Source organism: Archangium gephyra (genome assembly GCF_042230915.1).
GTDB classification, from domain to species: Bacteria; Myxococcota; Myxococcia; order Myxococcales; family Myxococcaceae; genus Archangium; species Archangium gephyra_B.
In genome coordinates this window covers 3,916,935-3,932,587 of the sequence record NZ_CP102578.1, presented here as the reverse complement: position 1 = coordinate 3,932,587, position 15,653 = coordinate 3,916,935, and the positions used below count along the sequence as shown (strand labels likewise).

Annotated in this window: 16 protein-coding genes; 8 read left to right on the top strand and 8 right to left on the bottom strand. The window is 70.5% G+C overall.

The features are described from left to right. The first annotated feature begins 100 nt into the window (after positions 1-100). On the top strand, positions 101-709 hold the full coding sequence (locus NR798_RS15860; protein WP_375772313.1) for a DUF2378 family protein: 609 nt from the start codon (positions 101-103) through the stop codon (positions 707-709). Here NR798_RS15860 and rd read toward each other — a convergent pair. The 3 genes from rd to NR798_RS15845 are packed head-to-tail and all read right to left on the bottom strand — an operon-like array spanning position 706 to position 2,250. Beyond that, the gene (gene rd / locus NR798_RS15855) at positions 706-873 is read right to left on the bottom strand and encodes a rubredoxin (RefSeq protein WP_375772312.1); all 168 of its coding nucleotides are present in this window, start codon (positions 871-873) and stop codon (positions 706-708) included. The genes NR798_RS15860 and rd overlap by 4 nt on opposite strands. A 9-nt stretch (positions 874-882) precedes the next feature. Continuing rightward, on the bottom strand, positions 883-1,431 hold the full coding sequence (locus NR798_RS15850; RefSeq protein ID WP_375772311.1) for a zf-TFIIB domain-containing protein: 549 nt from the start codon (positions 1,429-1,431) through the stop codon (positions 883-885). Positions 1,432-1,443: 12 nt separating this feature from the next. Beyond that, complete coding sequence (locus NR798_RS15845; protein WP_375772310.1) at positions 1,444-2,250, bottom strand: SDR family NAD(P)-dependent oxidoreductase; 807 nt, start codon at positions 2,248-2,250, stop codon at positions 1,444-1,446. A gap of 78 nt (positions 2,251-2,328) precedes the next feature. Here NR798_RS15845 and NR798_RS15840 point away from each other — a divergent pair, with 78 nt between their 5' ends. Together NR798_RS15840 and NR798_RS15835 are read left to right on the top strand one after the other, a co-directional pair. Continuing rightward, positions 2,329-3,330 carry a class I SAM-dependent DNA methyltransferase gene (locus NR798_RS15840; protein WP_375772309.1) on the top strand — a complete coding sequence of 334 codons (1,002 nt, stop codon included), beginning with the start codon at positions 2,329-2,331 and terminating at the stop codon, positions 3,328-3,330. Between the two features lie 85 nt (positions 3,331-3,415). Then, positions 3,416-4,210, top strand: coding sequence for a class I SAM-dependent methyltransferase (locus NR798_RS15835; protein ID WP_375772308.1), 795 nt, complete (start codon positions 3,416-3,418; stop codon positions 4,208-4,210). 16 nt (positions 4,211-4,226) lie between these two features. On the opposite strand, the gene NR798_RS15830 is transcribed toward NR798_RS15835, so the two are convergent. Beyond that, positions 4,227-5,546, bottom strand: coding sequence for a tetratricopeptide repeat protein (locus NR798_RS15830; protein ID WP_375772307.1), 1,320 nt, complete (start codon positions 5,544-5,546; stop codon positions 4,227-4,229). Between the two features lie 40 nt (positions 5,547-5,586). On the opposite strand from NR798_RS15830, the gene NR798_RS15825 reads away from it, so the two are divergent. From NR798_RS15825 to NR798_RS15805, 5 genes are all read left to right on the top strand, one after another. Further along, positions 5,587-5,922 (top strand): hypothetical protein, encoded by a 336-nt coding sequence (locus NR798_RS15825; protein WP_375772306.1) that lies wholly within the window; start codon positions 5,587-5,589, stop codon positions 5,920-5,922. A gap of 194 nt (positions 5,923-6,116) precedes the next feature. Next, positions 6,117-7,730 carry a PAS domain S-box protein gene (locus NR798_RS15820; protein WP_375772305.1) on the top strand — a complete coding sequence of 538 codons (1,614 nt, stop codon included), beginning with the start codon at positions 6,117-6,119 and terminating at the stop codon, positions 7,728-7,730. Between the two features lie 9 nt (positions 7,731-7,739). Continuing rightward, entirely contained in the window at positions 7,740-8,198 is a 459-nt protein-coding gene (locus tag NR798_RS15815) for a response regulator (protein ID WP_375772304.1), read from the top strand. Next, positions 8,198-9,748 (top strand): ATP-binding protein, encoded by a 1,551-nt coding sequence (locus tag NR798_RS15810; RefSeq protein ID WP_375772303.1) that lies wholly within the window; start codon positions 8,198-8,200, stop codon positions 9,746-9,748. Before NR798_RS15815 ends, NR798_RS15810 begins: the two co-directional genes overlap by 1 nt. A 15-nt stretch (positions 9,749-9,763) precedes the next feature. Then, positions 9,764-10,663 (top strand): alpha/beta fold hydrolase, encoded by a 900-nt coding sequence (locus tag NR798_RS15805; RefSeq protein ID WP_375772302.1) that lies wholly within the window; start codon positions 9,764-9,766, stop codon positions 10,661-10,663. A gap of 28 nt (positions 10,664-10,691) precedes the next feature. On the opposite strand, the gene NR798_RS15800 is transcribed toward NR798_RS15805, so the two are convergent. Genes NR798_RS15800 through dapF form a run of 4 tightly spaced genes read right to left on the bottom strand, consistent with a single transcriptional unit; the run spans position 10,692 to position 15,638 of the window. After that, positions 10,692-11,366: a zf-TFIIB domain-containing protein gene (locus NR798_RS15800; protein ID WP_375772301.1), complete on the bottom strand. Its 675-nt coding sequence runs from the start codon at positions 11,364-11,366 to the stop codon at positions 10,692-10,694. 16 nt (positions 11,367-11,382) lie between these two features. Further along, complete coding sequence (locus NR798_RS15795) at positions 11,383-12,879, bottom strand: DUF4388 domain-containing protein (protein ID WP_375772300.1); 1,497 nt, start codon at positions 12,877-12,879, stop codon at positions 11,383-11,385. A gap of 17 nt (positions 12,880-12,896) precedes the next feature. Further along, positions 12,897-14,747 carry a response regulator gene (locus tag NR798_RS15790; protein WP_375772299.1) on the bottom strand — a complete coding sequence of 617 codons (1,851 nt, stop codon included), beginning with the start codon at positions 14,745-14,747 and terminating at the stop codon, positions 12,897-12,899. A 36-nt stretch (positions 14,748-14,783) separates the two neighbouring features. Then, on the bottom strand, positions 14,784-15,638 hold the full coding sequence (dapF, locus tag NR798_RS15785) for a diaminopimelate epimerase (protein WP_375772298.1): 855 nt from the start codon (positions 15,636-15,638) through the stop codon (positions 14,784-14,786). Positions 15,639-15,653 lie beyond the last annotated feature (15 nt).

Genomic DNA, 15,653 nt, shown 5'->3' with positions numbered 1-15,653 from the left:
GGTGGTACATGCCACCGCCAAGGGGCTACCCTGCCCCAGGGCTGGTCACGGATGAGAACCAGCTCCTGAGCAGGGTACCCATTCGTCCCAGGGATGCTCGATGATGACCGCTGCCGTGACCCGGAAGGAACCCGTCATCTTCAGTCAGGTGGTGGAGGCTCTCTTCAAGCACGCCTTCAAGGAGCGGCTCGACACCCACACGCGGGCACGGCTCAAGAAGATCGGCATCGATCTGGATCACCCCTTCCTCGTCGCCTACTCCGTGCCGACGTGGTTCGCGGCCGTCGGGGTGTGCTCGGAGGTCCTCTTCCCGGGGGTCTCCAATGAGCAGGCGCGCTACCGGATCGGCCGCAAGCTGGTGGACGGCTATGGCCAGACCACCATGGGCCGGGCCGTGTTCGCCATGCTCCGGATGCTCGGCTGGGAGCGCTCACTGGGCCGCATCTCGCGCGGGCTGCAGTCAGGGACCAACTTCCTGTCGGCCCGGACCCGCTTCCTGGCGGATGGCGCGCTCGAGGTCACCTTCGAGGTCATGCCCGAGTTCCACGCCGCCCTCGGCCCCACGCCCGGCATCGACCCGCACTTCATGCACGGCAACATGGACGCGATGATGGAGCTGGTCGGCGCGCCCTTCACCAGCAGCGAGCTGCAGCCCATCGAGCCCGGCTCCCAGCGCGTCGTCTACGTGCTGCGCCGCCCCGCCCCCTAATCCTCCATCGGCTCGAAGTCGGCCTTGCTCGCGCCGCAATCCGGGCAGTACCAGGTGTCGGGAATCTGCTCGAAGGGCGTGCCCGGCGCGATGCCGGAGGCGGGATCGCCCTCGGCCGGATCATAGATGTGCTGGCACATGAGGCAGCGGTAGCGCTTGTTCATGGCGCCTCTCTACCCCCGGCCGAACCACCGGCTCAACCACCCACCCACCTGCTTCACTGGCTGCGCCTCCTCGGCGGAGGGCGGCTGCGCGTGGGGGGCGCAGGCCGTGCAGTGCAGCCCGCCCTCGCCATTGCGCGCCTCGTTGAGCGGGAAGCGCTCGCCGCAGTTCACGCAGTAGAAGAAGAAGAACCGCTTCTCGGGGCTGACGTTCGCGGCGAGCGGCGCCGACTCCTCCGTCCCGAAGGTGAGGTGCTCCAGCTCGCCCTCGTCCAGGTACACGCCCCGGCAGCGCTCGCACGTCTCCACCGAGACGCCCCCGGGAAGCTCGGCGGTGCGCATCGGACGCGAGCAGAAAGCACACGGGCGCTCGCTCCGGCCCGCCACCAGCCGCGGCGACACGTCCCTCAGCAGCACCTCGGACAGCTCCCCCGCGTCCAGCCAGACGCCCCGGCACGACCGGCAGCGCTCCAGCTCCACCCCCACCGCGAAGAACCGCTGCATCCGCCCCCGGCACGAAGGGCACCGCTTGTCCGTGGCCACCTGTCTGTCCCCACTCATGGAAAGCTCCTCTCAGTGCTCGCTCGCGTTCATGTACTCGGCGATGCGCAGCCTCAGCGCCAGCGGCGCCAGCGGCATCAACCAGGCCGAGAGCCGGTTGGAGAACCCGGGCACCACCACCGCCTTGCCACGCTGGAGGCCCCGCCAGCCCTCCTCGGCCACCTGGCGCGCGTTGCTCGTCCCCATGGGCCCGCTGAAGAGCCGCGCCTTGTGGTGCTCGGCCGCCCGCGCGGCGAACTCCGTCTCGGTGTACCCCGGGCACAGCGCCGTCACCGTCACCCCCTGGCCCCGCAGCTCCGCGTGCAGCGCCGTGGAGAAGGACAGCACGTACGCCTTGCTCGCGTAGTACACGGACATGAACGGGCCGGGCGTGAAGGCCGCCAGCGAGGCCACGTTGAGCACGTACCCGCGCTTCCTCGCCACCATTCCCGGCACCAGCTCGCGGGTGAGCGCGGTGAGCGCCCGGACGTTCAAATCCAACATCCCCACCTGCTGCTCCACCGGCAGCGTCTCGAAGCTCCCGGCCAGCCCGAAGCCCGCGTTGTTCACCAGCACCTCGACGTCCAGCTGGCGCGCCTTCAGCTCGTTCACCACCGTGTGCACACCCTCGGGCGCGGAGAGATCCGCGCCCAGCACCACCGAGGGCACCCCATGCGCCTGCTGGAGCTGATCCGCCAGCTCCTGCATGGGCCCGGTGCGCCGGGCCACCAACACCAGCGCATACCCCTCGCGCGCCAGCAGCGTGGCCAACTCCCGGCCAATGCCACTGGAGGCGCCCGTCACCACCGCGTACCTGTGTGCCCGCACCATGCTGTCCATGCCACCACGCTTCCAAGGGAGCGAGCCCGGCGTCAATGGCCATGTGGATCGCCAGAGGTGTAGCCTCCCGGCCACCCCATGAAACCCTCCCCCATCGATTGGCGTGCGCGCCTGGAAGCGTGTGGATTCGAAGGGGCGGAGCTCGTGCCCGCCACGTACGGGGCGCACGTGCTGTGGTCCTGGCGGGAGCCGCTGGCGGCGGAGGCGGCGCTGCGCGAGCACCTGGACCAACAGCCGGACGACAAGGACTCGCTGAAGATGCTCATCTCCATCCTCCAGGAGAGCGGGCGCGACGGCGAGGTGGTGGCCCTCCGCCGCCACCTGCACGAGCGGCGCTGCCACGAGTGGCGCATCCCCGAGTCCGAGCGGGAGGCGGTGATCGCCTACCTGGAGGCGGCCGAGACCGGGAGCCCCCCGCCCGAGCGCATGACGGACGCCCATGTCGCCGCGCTCTTCGACGTCTACGCCCCCAGCTTCGACGACAGCCTGCGCGGCTTCCTCGCCTACCGCGCGCCCGAGCGGCTCATGGACGCGGTGCGATCCGTGCTCGGCGCGCGGCGGGGGCTCGACGTGCTCGACCTGGGGTGCGGCACCGGGCTGGCCGGTCCCCTGCTGCGGCCCTTCGCCCGGCGGCTGGAGGGCATCGACTTGTCGACGGGCATGCTCGACAAGGCGCGCGAGCGCGGCGTGTACGACTCCCTCCGGGCCGGGGAGATCACCGCGGAGCTCGCCGCCTCCACGGCGAGTCATGATCTCATCGTCGCCGTGGACGTGCTCGTCTACTTCGGCGCGCTGGAGCCACTCTTCCAGCATGTGGCGCGGCGGCTCGCGCCCGGCGGCCTGTTCGCCTTCACCGTGGAGAAGGGCACCGAGCCGGGATACCGGCTCCAGCCCACCGCGCGCTACGTGCACCACCTCGAGTACCTGCGGAGTTGCGCCAGTGCGGCCTACCTGCACCCGGTGTTGGAGCGGGAAGACATGCTGCGCAAGCAGGGAGGTCAGCCCGTCACCGGCCATGTGGTGGTGCTGTCCAGAAGTGAAACCATTGTGGCCCCGCCGGTGGGGGGTGGGTCCTGCTGAGGGGGGCGGAAAGCCCGCGAGTCACACGCTATGCTCGCCCCCCATTACATCTGGGGTGGACCACATGACCTCACAGGTCGAAACGATGGCTGCGAAGATCCAGGGCTACAAACAGGACCTGGGCAACTCCGGCGCGCAAGGGCGCCAGCGGTTGCAAGCCATCGAGGGAATGGCCGATCACATCACCCTGCGGCGCATGGAGGGGCTGGGCATCAAGGAGGGTTGGCGCTGCTTCGAGGTGGGCTGCGGCAGCGGCTCCATCGCGCGCTGGATGCGCTACCGGGTGGCTCCGCACGGCCATGTGCTGGCCGTGGACCTGAACACCGAGTTCGTGGCCGACGCGGCCGGGCCGATGCTCGAGGTGCGCCAGCAGGACATCCGCACGATGCGGCCTCCGGAGAAGACCTTCGATCTCGTGCACTCGCGGATGGTGCTTCAGCACCTGGCCGAGCGCGAGGAACTGGTGGAGCGGCTGGTCGCGTCGCTCAAGCCGGGGGGCTGGCTGCTGCTGGAGGAGATGGAGACGTTCTCACTCTTCCAGAACGACACCGGGCCCTTCCTCCAGGTGGTGGAGATCATGCACGCCATGGGGCGCGCCGCCGGCACGGCCGTGGACTGGGCGCGGACGCTGCCGCGCACCTTCCAGCGGCTGGGGCTGCAGAACGTCAACGCCGATGGCGAGATGCTCTACTTCTCCGGGGGCACGCCCACCGCGGATTTCCACCGGCTCACCGGGGAGCAGCACTGGCCGTACGCGGAGAAGACGCGGCTGCTCACGCGCGAGCAGTTCGACGGGTTCTCCGAGAGCCTGAGGGATCCGAACACCTGGTTCTACGGGCCCACCATCTTCGGCGCCTGGGGGCAGCGCCCGCCCGCGTAGCCGCCGCGGGCCCCGCTCAGCGACGTCCGCGCATGATGATGGGCCCGGACTTCTTCTTCTTGGGCAGGGCCTTCTTCAGCGCCTTCTGGATGTCCAGGTACTCGGGGTTGCCCGCGTCCTGCTTGAGCGCCTCGGCGATGAGCTTCAGGCCCTGCTCGGGCCGCCGCCGCGTCTCCGCGTACAGACTGGCGAGCGCCACCTTCTCCTCCAGCGAGGCCTCGCCCGCGCCCACCAGCCGCTCCAGCGAGGCCAGCGCCTCCTCCCGCTCGCCGGCCTGCTGCTGCAGCCGCCACATCCGCGAGAGCGCCGGCACCAGGCCGGGATTCTCCTGGAGGGCGAAGCCGTAGTCCTCCTTCGCGCGCTTCGTGTCCCCCTGGGCCTCATGCACCCGGCCCCGGACATAGAGGGCCCGGGCGGAGTCCGGCTGCGCCTTCAGCGCCTGCTCCACCGCCGCCAGCGCCCCGGCCTTGTTGCCCAGCGTCAGCCGCGTCTCGGCCAGCCGGGCGATGAGGTCCGCGTTCTGCGGGTACTTCGCCACCGTGGCGGCCAGCAGCGCCTCCGCGTCCGCGTGCCGCTCGAGCTTGGAGAGCACCCGCGCCTTCAGCGAGACGAACTCCGGCTTCGTGGCCTCCTCGCCCTGGACCGCCGCCAGGTCCTGCTCGGCGTACTCCGCGTACCCGTTGCGCAGGAAGAACTTGGCGCGCAGCACCCGCGCCGCCGAGAGCCCCGGCTGCTCCTCCAGGAGCCGGTCCATCAGCTTCCCGGCGAGCAACTCATCCCCCTTGGCCAGGAGGATCTCCGCCTCCACCACCTTGGCGTCCACGTCGTCCGGGCGCTCGCGCAGGATGCGCTCCAACGTCTGGAAGGCGGCCTGGTGCTGGCCAACCTCCGTCTGCAGGTGCGCCAGCTTGAGGACGTCCAGGTCCCCCAGCTCGTCCGCGTCCCGCAGCTCCAGCAGCGTGGCGATGGCGTCGCGCAGGCGCCCGTCCTGCTCGTGGCGCTCGGCGATCTTCCGTTTGATCTCCGGCGCCTGCGCCGGATTGAGGGTCATGGCCCGCTTGAGCGCCAGGATGGAGGCGCCCGGGTTGCCCTCCCGGCGCCGGGCCTCGGCCACCATCAGCAGCGGCTCGGGGTTGTCGGGCATCAGCCCCGAGGCCACCTCGAAGGCCCTCGCGGCCTGCTCGGGCTCACCACTGTCCAGCAGGGCCTGGCCCTCGCTCATCCTCGCCTGGAATTTCTGCTCCCGGGTCTGGACGGAGAGGGTGTCCGGATCCTTGCAGGCAAGCGGGAGCAGTAGGGGCAGGACGCAGAGCAGGCGGGGAAGTTTCGATTGCATCGCTGAGATGCAGGGTAGCGGATGTTATCCTGCGCCGTCGATGGACCCATTCGTTCGGCGCCTCGTGGAGAGGCTCCATGACCCAGCGCGCCCCCTGTCGCGCAACCGGCACTTCCACACGTTCGACACCCCCGAGGGTCGGATGGCGCTGAAGGTGTCTCGCCGGCTGAAGAGCCTCCACCAGGACATCCTCGCCTGCGTGCGGGAGGGCCGGCGCGCCCGCCTCTTCCGCCACGTCGACGCCGAGGGCGAGCACCGGCTCGAGCTGCACTTCGAGCGGATCGCCGGACGGCGCGTCTCCCACTTGAAGGCCGCCGAGCTGGAGCTCCTCGCCCAGCTACCAGGCGTGCGCGACGCCCTCGCCGGAGACCTCTGACACAACCGGAAGACCCGGTCTCCCGGACCGGTCTTTCCCGTGTCCATTGAGACCAGCGGGGCGGGTTGGATCATCCTTTCGCGGGTGCACCAACACTGCGGGTCAACACCGGGCCCCGGTGCCTGGAATCCTGTCGCCTGGGTGACTCGGTGTCGGGGGACTCGCTATGCTCGGCGGGCATCCAGCACAAAGCCATGACCGCCACGACCGCCTCGACCCTCCCCCCTGACGAGCTGGCCGAAAGCCTCTTCCAGCCCCAGCACCAGCCGCTGCTGCGCGCCATCCTCGACAACGCGGCCGAGGGCCTGGCCGTCTCCGACGCGACGGGGCGGCTGCTCTACATCAACGACATGGCGCGCAAGCTGCTCGGGCTCGGGCTGGTGGACTCCGCCCCCGACACCTGGAGCGAGCGCTACGGCGTCTTCTACCCGGACACGCGCACGCGGTGCCCCTCCGAGCGGCTGCCCATCTACCGCGCCCTCCAGGGCGAGGATTCGGCCGAGGAGGATCTCTTCATGCGCAACGCCAGCCTCCCGGAGGGCCAGCACGTCCACTCGATCGCCCGGCCCGTGCGCGACAGCCAGGGCAAGCTGCTGGGTGCCACCCTCAGCATCCGCGATACCCAGGGCCAGCGGCTGGCCGAGGCCGACCAGCGCCGCACCGAGCTGCGCTTCAAGCTGCTCGTGGAGTCCGCGCAGGAGGGCCTCTGGTCGGTGGACGACAACAACCGCACCACCTACGTCAACCGCTACTTCGCCGAGATGCTGGGCTACACCGTCGAGGAGATGATGGAGAAGACCCTCTTCGACATCATCCGCCCGGAGGACATCGCCCTCATGCAGCAGTACGTCGAGGATCGGCGCCAGGGCAAGTCCGCCGTCCTCGATGACTTCAGGCTGCGGCGCAAGGACGGGACGCTCATCTGGACCCTGGTGTCCACCGGCCCCCTGCACGACGACGAGGGCAAGTACATCGGCGCCATGGCGATGATCACCGACATCACCCAGCGCCGCGAGGCCGAGGAGCAGGTGCGCCAGCTCAACGCGCAGCTGGAGCGCCGCATCGCCGAGCGCACCGCCCAGCTCGAGTTCTCCAACCGCGAGCTGGAGGCCTTCGCCTACTCGGTGGCCCATGACCTGCGCGCCCCGCTGCGCAGCATCTCCAACTTCACGCTCGCGCTCTCCGAGGACTGCGCCGACAAGCTCGACGCCACCGGCCTGGACTACCTCCAGCGCATCCGCGCCTCCTCGCAGCGCATGGCCGAGCTCATCGACGGCATCCTCTCGCTCTCGCGCGTCAACCGCACCGAGTTCGTGGAGGCGGACGTCAACCTGTCCGCCATCGCGCGCTCCATCTCCGAGCAGCTCCAGCGCTGGCAGCCCGAGCGCTCCGTGCGCTTCCAGCTCCAGGACGGGCTGGTGGACCGCGGGGACTCCCAGTTGCTGCGCCTGGTGCTGGAGAACCTGATGGGCAACGCCTGGAAGTTCACCCGGGAGCGGCCGGTGGCGGAGATCGAGTTCGGCACCCTGCCGGAGACGGGAACCGGGCGCGTCTACTTCGTCCGGGACAACGGGGCGGGCTTCGACATGGAGTACCAGAAGAAGCTCTTCGGCGTCTTCCAGCGGTTGCACACGCAGCAGGAGTTCGAGGGCAACGGCGTGGGGCTCGCCACCGTGCAGCGCATCATCCGCCGGCATGGGGGGCGGGTGTGGGGTGAAGGCAAGGTAGGCCAGGGCGCGGTCTTCTTCTTCACGATCCACGAGTCCACCGTGAATCCGCCCCTTCCCCGCCCGTCCGGAAGCAATTGAGGAGCCCCCATGTATGATCCGAACCAACGCGTCATCCTGCTCGTCGAGGACAACGCCGACGACGAGCTGATGACGCTCCGGGCGTTCCGCAAGAGCAACATCCACAACCCCGTGGTGGTGGTCCGGGACGGGGCCGAGGCGCTCGACTACCTCTTCGCCCAGGGCCGGCACGCGGACAGGGACCCGGACATCCGGCCCCAGGTCATCCTGCTGGACTTGCACCTGCCCCGCATCGACGGGCTGGAGGTGCTGCGGCGCATCCGCACCCACGAGCAGACGCGCACCCTGCCGGTGGTCATCCTCACCTCCTCCAAGGAGGAGCGGGATCTGGTGGAGGGCTACCAGCTCGGGGTCAACAGCTTCGTCCACAAGCCCGTGGACGTCACCGCCTTCTTCGAGGCGGTGCGGCAGCTGGGCATGTACTGGCTCGTCCTCAACGAACTTCCTACCGCGCGACGGAGCGTGTGATGGCCACACCGCTGCATCTACTGCTCATCGAGGACTTCGAGGACGATGCCCTGCTGGTGCTGCGTGAGCTGCGGCGCAGCGGCTACGAGGTCACGCACAAGCGCGTCGAGACGGCCGAGGCCCTGGCGAACGCGCTCGACGCGGGCGGCCCCTGGGACGCGATCATCGCCGACTACGCGCTGCCGCGCTTCGACGCGCTGGCCGCCTTCGCCCTGGTGCAGCAACGCGGGCTGGACGTCCCCTTCCTCATCGTGTCCGGGCAGATTGGCGAGGACACCGCCGTGGCGGCGATGCGCGCCGGCGTCCACGACTTCCTCCTCAAGGACCGGCTGAGCCGGCTGGGGCCCGCCGTGGCCCGCGAGCTGCGCGAGGCGGCGCTCCGGGCCGAGCGCCGGAAGATGCAGGAGCAGCTGCTGCTGTCGGACCGGCTCGCCTCGCTGGGACTGCTGGCCGCCAGCGTGGCCCATGAGATCAACAACCCGCTGGCCTCGCTCATGGCCAACCTGGACTTCGTCCTCAACCCGGAAGAGGGCTCGCCCGCCGTCACCGCCGATCAGGAGCAGGCGCTGCGCGACTGCCTGCTGTGCTCCGAGCGCATCCGGGAGATCGTCCGCGACATCAAGATCTTCTCGCGGCCGGACGAGAAGCAGCGCGGCGCGCTGGACGTGCACCGGGTGCTCGACTCGTCGCTGCGGATGGCGTGGAACCACATCTTCCACCGCGCCCGCATCGTCAAGGACTACGGCGCCATCTCGCCGGTGCTCGGCAACGAGGCGCCCCTGGGGCAGGTCTTCCTCAACCTGCTCGTCAACGCCGCGGACGCCATTCCCGATGGGGACAGCACCACGCAGGAGATCCGCGTGGTGACGCGCCAGGACGGCAACAGCCACGTGCGGGTGGAGATCCACGACACCGGCCGGGGCATCCCCCCGGAGCTGCGCGAGCGCATCTTCGAGCCCTTCTTCACCACCAAGCCGGTGGGGGTGGGCACGGGCCTGGGCCTGGCCATCTGCCGCCGCACCCTCAACGAGATGGGCGGGGAGATCTCCGTGGAGAGCGAGCTGGGACGCGGCACCGTGTTCCACCTCCGGCTGCAGACGGCCAGCGGCGACACCGAGAAGCCCGCGCGGCCCGCTCCGGGCAAGGTGCTCAAGCAGCGCCTGTTGATTCTCGATGACGAGACGGTCGTCGGCCGGGCCCTCCAGCGGCTGCTGCAGACGCACTGCGAGGTGCTGGTGCTCAGCCATGGCCGGGATGCGCTGGCGCAGCTGTCCTCGGGCCTGCGCTTCGACGCCATCCTGTGCGATCTGATGATGCCGGAGATGAGCGGTCCCCGGTTCTACGAGGAGCTGTCGCGGATGCTGCCCGAGCAGGCCCAGCGGGTCATCTTCATGACCGGAGGGGCCTTCACGGAGCAGTCGCGCGCCTTCCTGGCCAACACGGGCCTGCCCTGCATCGACAAGCCCATCGAGTTCCAGCGGCTGCGCTCCCTGCTGGCGGCGATGCCGCCGATGGACGCCGGAAACGGGCCCACCACCCAGACGGCTTGAGGGAGAGACGCCGGTATGGACGATAAGGCCTTCGAGGCGGCCCAGGCCGCCTATCTCCAGCGCGTCGTGCCGGGCCACCGCACGCGCAGGGTGCGCTGGTCAGGGGGCACGACGCAGGCCATCGAGGCCGGCGAAGGGCCCCCGCTGCTGCTGCTCCACGGTGGCCTGGGCGAGGCGATCCAATGGGCCCCCATCCTCCCGGCGCTCGCCCGGAAGCACCGGGTGATCGCGGTGGACCGGCCCGGACACGGCCTCGCGGACCCGTTCGACTACCGCGGCGTGGACCTGCTGGAGCACGCGCGGCGCTTCCTGGGTGACCTCCTCGACGCCGAGGGGCTTCCCGCCATGCCGATGGTGGCGGCCTCCATGGGAGGACTCTGGGCCCTCTCCTTCGCGCTCGCCCATCCGGAGCGGGTGCCCCGGCTGGTGCTCACCGGTGCTCCGGCGGGCATCACGCGCGCCCTGCCCCTCCAGATGCGGCTGGGCACGCTGCCGGTGCTGAAGACGCTCGTGCGGTCGATGATGCGGAAGCCCACGCGTGACAGCACCCACGCCTTCTGGAAGCAGCTGCTCGTCGCGCATCCAGAGCATCTGGAGGCCGACTTGCTGGAGCTCCTGACGGAGAGCCAGCGCCGCAACGCCCCGAGCTGGTTCACGCTCATCGACCAGGCCTTCGATGTGCGCGGGATGAAGCAGCACCTGATGATCGGAGAGGGCTGGAAGCGGCTCTCCGTCCCGACCACCTTCGTGTGGGGTGAGAAGGACAGGTGGGGAGCGCCCGAAGCGGGCGAGGCCGCCATGGCCACCAACCCGCGGCTGCGCATGGTGCGGATTCCCGATGCCGGCCACGCGCCCTGGCTCGACGCTCCAGACCTGACCCTCGAGGCGATCGAGCGCGCGCTCGCGAGCAGCTGAGCTCCCAGCGCCCGGCCGGGAGCACCGCTCAGGACTTGGGCCGCCCGCGGAACAGGTTGCCCAGGCTGAAGTCCTCGCTGTCTTTCCCCTCCTGGCGCGCCTTCATGCAGGCCCGGCAGGCCAGCCCGTCGCGGAGCGCCTGCCCCTCACGCAGCGGCTTGCGCTTTCCACACTCGATGCACTCGAAGGTGCCCGCCGTGTCGACGGGCTGGGCGGGCGGCTCGGGCGCCTCGTCTGGCGCGGAAGCCTCGGGAGCCTCGGGGGCCTCGGGAACCACCCTCCTGGGAGGAGGCGGCGGCGCGGCACGGACCGGCGGAGGCGCTGCGGGACGGGGCGTCTCGGCGAGCCGCGGGAGGCCGGGCTGCGCGGGGGCACGGGCCTTCTCCCGGACACCGAGCCGCTCCAGCTCCCCAGCATCGAGGAACATGCCCCGGCACGCCGAGCACACCTCGACGGCGATGTCGGAGGGGAGCATCGCGGGCGTCATGAGGATCCGGCACTCCACGCAGTTGCGCACCGTCGTGCCGCCGATGAGCTGGTGCCGGGCGGAAGGGCCGAAGGTGTCCTGGATGCGGCCCGCCGCGCCCCAGAAACCGCCACAGTGGGTGCAGCGGCGCAGCTCGAGCTCGGCGCCGAAGGGCGTCGGCACGAGGAAGGGCTGGAGGGCCCGGGTGCAACCGGGGCACTTGCTGTCGGTCTGCATGGGGCGGAGCTCCTGGCTACCCGGCGGTGAGCCGCGGCGCCTGCGACTGTGGCACACCGGGCAGCATCGGCGCCGGGTTGAGCGCCAGCAGGAGCAGACTGCGCAGCGCCTCGGCGAGATCCTCCCCCACGCTGGCCGCGCCCGCGGGCGCCCCATGCAGCTCCGGGGGCACCGGATGGCCCACCAGCACCACCGGCATGCGGATGTCCCACGCCAGGAAGTGCGCCAGCTTCACCGCCGCTTCCGAGACGTCGAAGAGCAGCGCGCCCACGCCCCCCGAGCTGAACGGCCGCCACAGCGGCCTCGCCGCCTCCGCCGGAGGCAGCACGCAGAAGTCCAGGTGCAGCAGCTCGTTGAGATCCAACCGCCCCAGCGTCCCGAAGCCGCTCTTCACCGCGGCGGGCTCGGCCGCCACGGCCGCGATGCCCGGCAGCTGGGACATCAGCCGCCGCGCCACCGCCGGGCCGCTGCCACACACGAAGACCTTGGCGGTGGCCTCGCGCGAGGGCCCCCGGCCCCGGAGGATGCGTCCGCGCAGCGAGTGCACCTCCGCGGGCCCGAGCAGCGGACCACTGCCCTCGTCCCGGTCGGGCTCGGACATGCGGGCCACGCCCTTCTGGAGGAGCGTGTGCAGCACGCCCACCACCTCCAGGTCCGTGGCCGGCGCCAGGTCCAACACCTCGCCGAGCGCGCGCGGCTGGCGCAGCAGCTCCACCACCTGCGCCGTCACCGGGTGCTGGTCCTGCGTCAGGTCCGCCTCCGGCGCGAGCACCAGCCGGACATTGCGCGCCGGCAGCCCCGGCAGCAGCCGGTTCACCTCGTCCGCCTGGCGCATCGCCTCCAGCAGGGCGTCGTCCACGGCGCGTTGGATGCGGGGCTTGCCGCCCGTGTTGCCCGGGGAGAAGGTGAAGGAGCCCTCGCTCCACACCAGCAGCCGGAAGAGGGCCTTCTCGCCCTCGGCGCGGCCCACCCGCGCGTTCACCGGGCGCCCGTCCACCACGACGATCTCCCCGCGCTCGGTGCCCCGCTCCAGCGTCAGCTTCCCGCTGCGCTTGTTCATCCCGAGGATCTGCATCAAGTCCGGGATGCTCAGCTGGCTGAGCGAGCCTTCGATCTCCTGCACCTCGCTCTTCAGGTCCTTCGCCGCCTCGTTGCGGCGGAAGACGTGCTCGATGCGGGAGAGCACCTCGTCGATGTTGAAGGGCTTGCGCAGGAAGCCGTCGCGCAGGCCGCGCAGTTTGTCCGCCTCGAACTGGCCGGTGGAGACGACCACCGGGATGTCGTCCGTGCGCGGGTTGGTGCGCAGGATGTTGATGAAGGTGCGCGCGTCCAGCATCCGGCAAGCCTCATCGAAGAGGATGAGGTCCGGATGGCGCAGCACCGCCACCTCCAGCGCGCGCGAGCCATCCGGCGCGTAGTGCACCTGGTAGCCCCTCGTGCGCAGGGAGCGCGAGAGCGGGCGGACCGACTCGAGGTCGGGATCGGCGATGAGGATCTTTCGAACCTGGGCCATGGTCGCTCCCTATCGAGTCAGTACGGCTGCAGGTCGTATTCGGACTGCAGGCGGGTGATGAGCCCATCCACCACGGCGGTGTCCGAGGAGTGGAAGCCCCAGGTGGCGCCAAGCCCCCGGCGCTGGATGAGCGCGTACGAGGCCGTCTCCGACATCCAGAGGATGAACTCGTGGCGGGCCATGCGCTCGTCCCCCTCCAGGAAGACGGGCGTGAGCGCCGGGTGCGAGTCCAGGTCCCCGCGCCGCCCCAGCAGGTAGATGCGCGAGGCCATCTCCGGCGAGGCCGACTCCAGCCCCTGGGCAATCGGCAGGTCCGCGCGGATCTCCGGCCCGCCCACGTACAGCAGCCCGCGCGAGCTGGGATCTCTCATCAGCTCGCGGGCGATCTCCGCCTGCAGCTCGTCGAAGAGGACGTCGGACACCTTGCCGCGGCGCGAGGGCTCGGCGTTCTCCTCCACCGGCAGCTTGGGGCTGGAGGCATTGCCGAGCAGCAGGTCCACCTCGTCCCAGAAGGGCAGCGTGTCCAGCATCAGCTTGCGCTGCAGCGAGGAGCGCCGCTCGTCCATGCGCCGGCGGCAGCGGTGCACCAGCTCGTCGAAGTCCTCGCCATCCTTGGGGAAGGTGCTCGCCCCGCCCACCAGCGCCAGCGGCAGGCGCGCCTCCACCTCCTGCGCCTCCGGCTCCGCGCGCACCGCGTCCAGGGCGCGGCGCACGAACATCATCGCGCCGAAGAAGTCCGTCTCCGGCAGCAGCAGGTAGAACTCCTGGTCGCTCGCCTTGGCGATGACGTCCGAGTCCCGGACGATGCGGCCGAACGCCTTGATGATGCCGCGCACCGCCAGCTTCGCGTCCGGCACCCCCAGGCGCATGCGCACCAGGGGCAGGTTGTCCACGGAGAACGTCAGCAGCGAGAACATCCGCCCGTAGCGCCGCGCCTTGTAGATCTCCTTGGAGGCGTAGTCGGTGAAGTAGCTGAGGTTGTAGGCGGCGGTGTCCCGGTCTCTCAGGCCCAGCCGCTGCAGCGCCAGCATCCGGCGGCCGTTCTTCACGCCCACCGCGGCCGAGTCGCCCAGAATCTTGGCGTAGCGCACGTGCTCGGAGCGGAAGTCGCCGGCGACCGGGTCCGACAGCTGCGCCAGGCCCAGGATCTCCCCACCGTTGACGAAGGGGACGTAGAGGACGGGCGAGCGCTCGTCGCGGGCGATCCACGGCATGGCCTCGCGCAGCCGGTTGCCGAGCGGCCCATCCGGGCTCATGCGCTCGGCGAGGAACTGCTTGTCCAGGAGGCCCCGGTAGGCGCGCAGGACGAGGTGCCCGCGGTCATCGGTGATCCACAGGGCGGCGCTCTGGGCATCGCAGACGGCGGCGAGCTCGGCGGCCACGCGCTCCTGCAGCCACTCCAGGTCCGGCTGGGAGAGGAACTCCAGGCAGCGCTGGTGGATGTTCTGGTAGCGGGCGAACTCCAGGTTCTCGTTCTGGAGCTGGGAGCGCTCGCGCCGCAGTTGGACGCGCTCCATGGCGCGCTCCACCGCGAGCAGCAAGTCCGGCTCGTCCACGGGCTTGGTGAGCACCACGGCCACTCCGGCGCTCAGGGCCATGGCCGAGCCCTTCACGTCCGTGCGCTGGGTGACGAGGATGACCTCCTGCTCGGGGTCACGCTCGCGCAGCTTCGCCGTGAGGCCGAAGCCGTCCATCTCGGGCATCACCACATCGGTGATGACCAGATCGAAGGTCTCGTGCGCGACCGCGTCCAGCGCCTGGGCGGCACTCGCTGCGGGGACGACGAGGTAGCCCTTCCGGGAGAGCATGTCGGAAGCGAGCTGCCGGAAGAAGTTGTCGTCATCGACGACGAGGATGGGGCCAGCCACGGCGGAGCACTCGACGGGGAGGGGGGGACCCCGAGGTTACCGGCCCGGGAGATCCGGAACAACGCCCGTGAAGACGAAGGAGACGGGACCCCGGAGGCGCACGTCCGACAGGTCCGAGGGCACCCGGATGTGCAGGTCCCCGCCCGGCAGGGTGACACGCAGCCAAGCATCCGCCGGGAGCCTCCGGGCGAGCACCGCCGCCACCGCCGCCGCACAGGCCCCGGTGCCGCACGCCTCGGTCAGGCCGCAGCCCCGCTCCCACACGACGACGGCCAGGCCCTCCTCGGTGACCTGGACGAACTCCACGTTGGTGCGCTCGGGGAAGGCCGGGTGCCGCTCGAGCTCGGGGCCCAGGCGGCCGGCGTCCTCCAGGGGCTGGTCGAGCAGGACGAGGTGGGGGTTGCCCATGTTGATGGCGTGGCCGCGCAGCCCGGAGTGGCCGGGGACGACCTCGCCCACGAAGGGCTGACCCGTGGCACCCGAGGGCAGGTTGGGGGCGATGAGCCGCGCGGGCCCCATGGAGATCTCCACCTCGGCGACGCCGTCCGCGCCGTACCCGGGCATACACGAGAGGACCCCGGCCCCGGTCTCCACCTCGATGCGCTCGGGCTTCTCGCCGGAGTGGTCCACCAGATACTTCACCGCACAGCGCAGGCCATTGCCGCACATCTCCGCGATGCTGCCATCGGCGTTGTGCACCACCATGCGCGCCAGGGCGGAGTCCGAGGGCAACAGGCAGAGCACGCCGTCCGCGCCGACGCCCCTGCGCCGATCGCACAGCCACTGAGAGAACTTCGCGTCGATGTCCACGCCGTCCTGCCGGCAGTCCAGCAGGATGAAGTCGTTTCCGAGGCCGTGGTACTTGAAGAAGAACTCTGCCGTAGTGCTCATGGGGGTCGAATCTCT

Coding starts and splice junctions, on each gene's coding strand:
- NR798_RS15800 (WP_375772301.1), bottom strand. CDS start 11,366: ATGCAGACCGACAGCAAGTGCCCCGGTTGCACCCGGGCCCTCCAGCCC.
- NR798_RS15810 (WP_375772303.1), top strand. CDS start 8,198: ATGGCCACACCGCTGCATCTACTGCTCATCGAGGACTTCGAGGACGAT.
- NR798_RS15825 (WP_375772306.1), top strand. CDS start 5,587: ATGGACCCATTCGTTCGGCGCCTCGTGGAGAGGCTCCATGACCCAGCG.
- NR798_RS15830 (WP_375772307.1), bottom strand. CDS start 5,546: ATGCAATCGAAACTTCCCCGCCTGCTCTGCGTCCTGCCCCTACTGCTC.
- NR798_RS15840 (WP_375772309.1), top strand. CDS start 2,329: ATGAAACCCTCCCCCATCGATTGGCGTGCGCGCCTGGAAGCGTGTGGA.
- NR798_RS15805 (WP_375772302.1), top strand. CDS start 9,764: ATGGACGATAAGGCCTTCGAGGCGGCCCAGGCCGCCTATCTCCAGCGC.
- rd (WP_375772312.1), bottom strand. CDS start 873: ATGAACAAGCGCTACCGCTGCCTCATGTGCCAGCACATCTATGATCCG.
- NR798_RS15815 (WP_375772304.1), top strand. CDS start 7,740: ATGTATGATCCGAACCAACGCGTCATCCTGCTCGTCGAGGACAACGCC.
- NR798_RS15795 (WP_375772300.1), bottom strand. CDS start 12,879: ATGGCCCAGGTTCGAAAGATCCTCATCGCCGATCCCGACCTCGAGTCG.
- NR798_RS15835 (WP_375772308.1), top strand. CDS start 3,416: ATGGCTGCGAAGATCCAGGGCTACAAACAGGACCTGGGCAACTCCGGC.
- NR798_RS15820 (WP_375772305.1), top strand. CDS start 6,117: ATGACCGCCACGACCGCCTCGACCCTCCCCCCTGACGAGCTGGCCGAA.
- dapF (WP_375772298.1), bottom strand. CDS start 15,638: ATGAGCACTACGGCAGAGTTCTTCTTCAAGTACCACGGCCTCGGAAAC.
- NR798_RS15860 (WP_375772313.1), top strand. CDS start 101: ATGATGACCGCTGCCGTGACCCGGAAGGAACCCGTCATCTTCAGTCAG.
- NR798_RS15845 (WP_375772310.1), bottom strand. CDS start 2,250: ATGGACAGCATGGTGCGGGCACACAGGTACGCGGTGGTGACGGGCGCC.
- NR798_RS15850 (WP_375772311.1), bottom strand. CDS start 1,431: ATGAGTGGGGACAGACAGGTGGCCACGGACAAGCGGTGCCCTTCGTGC.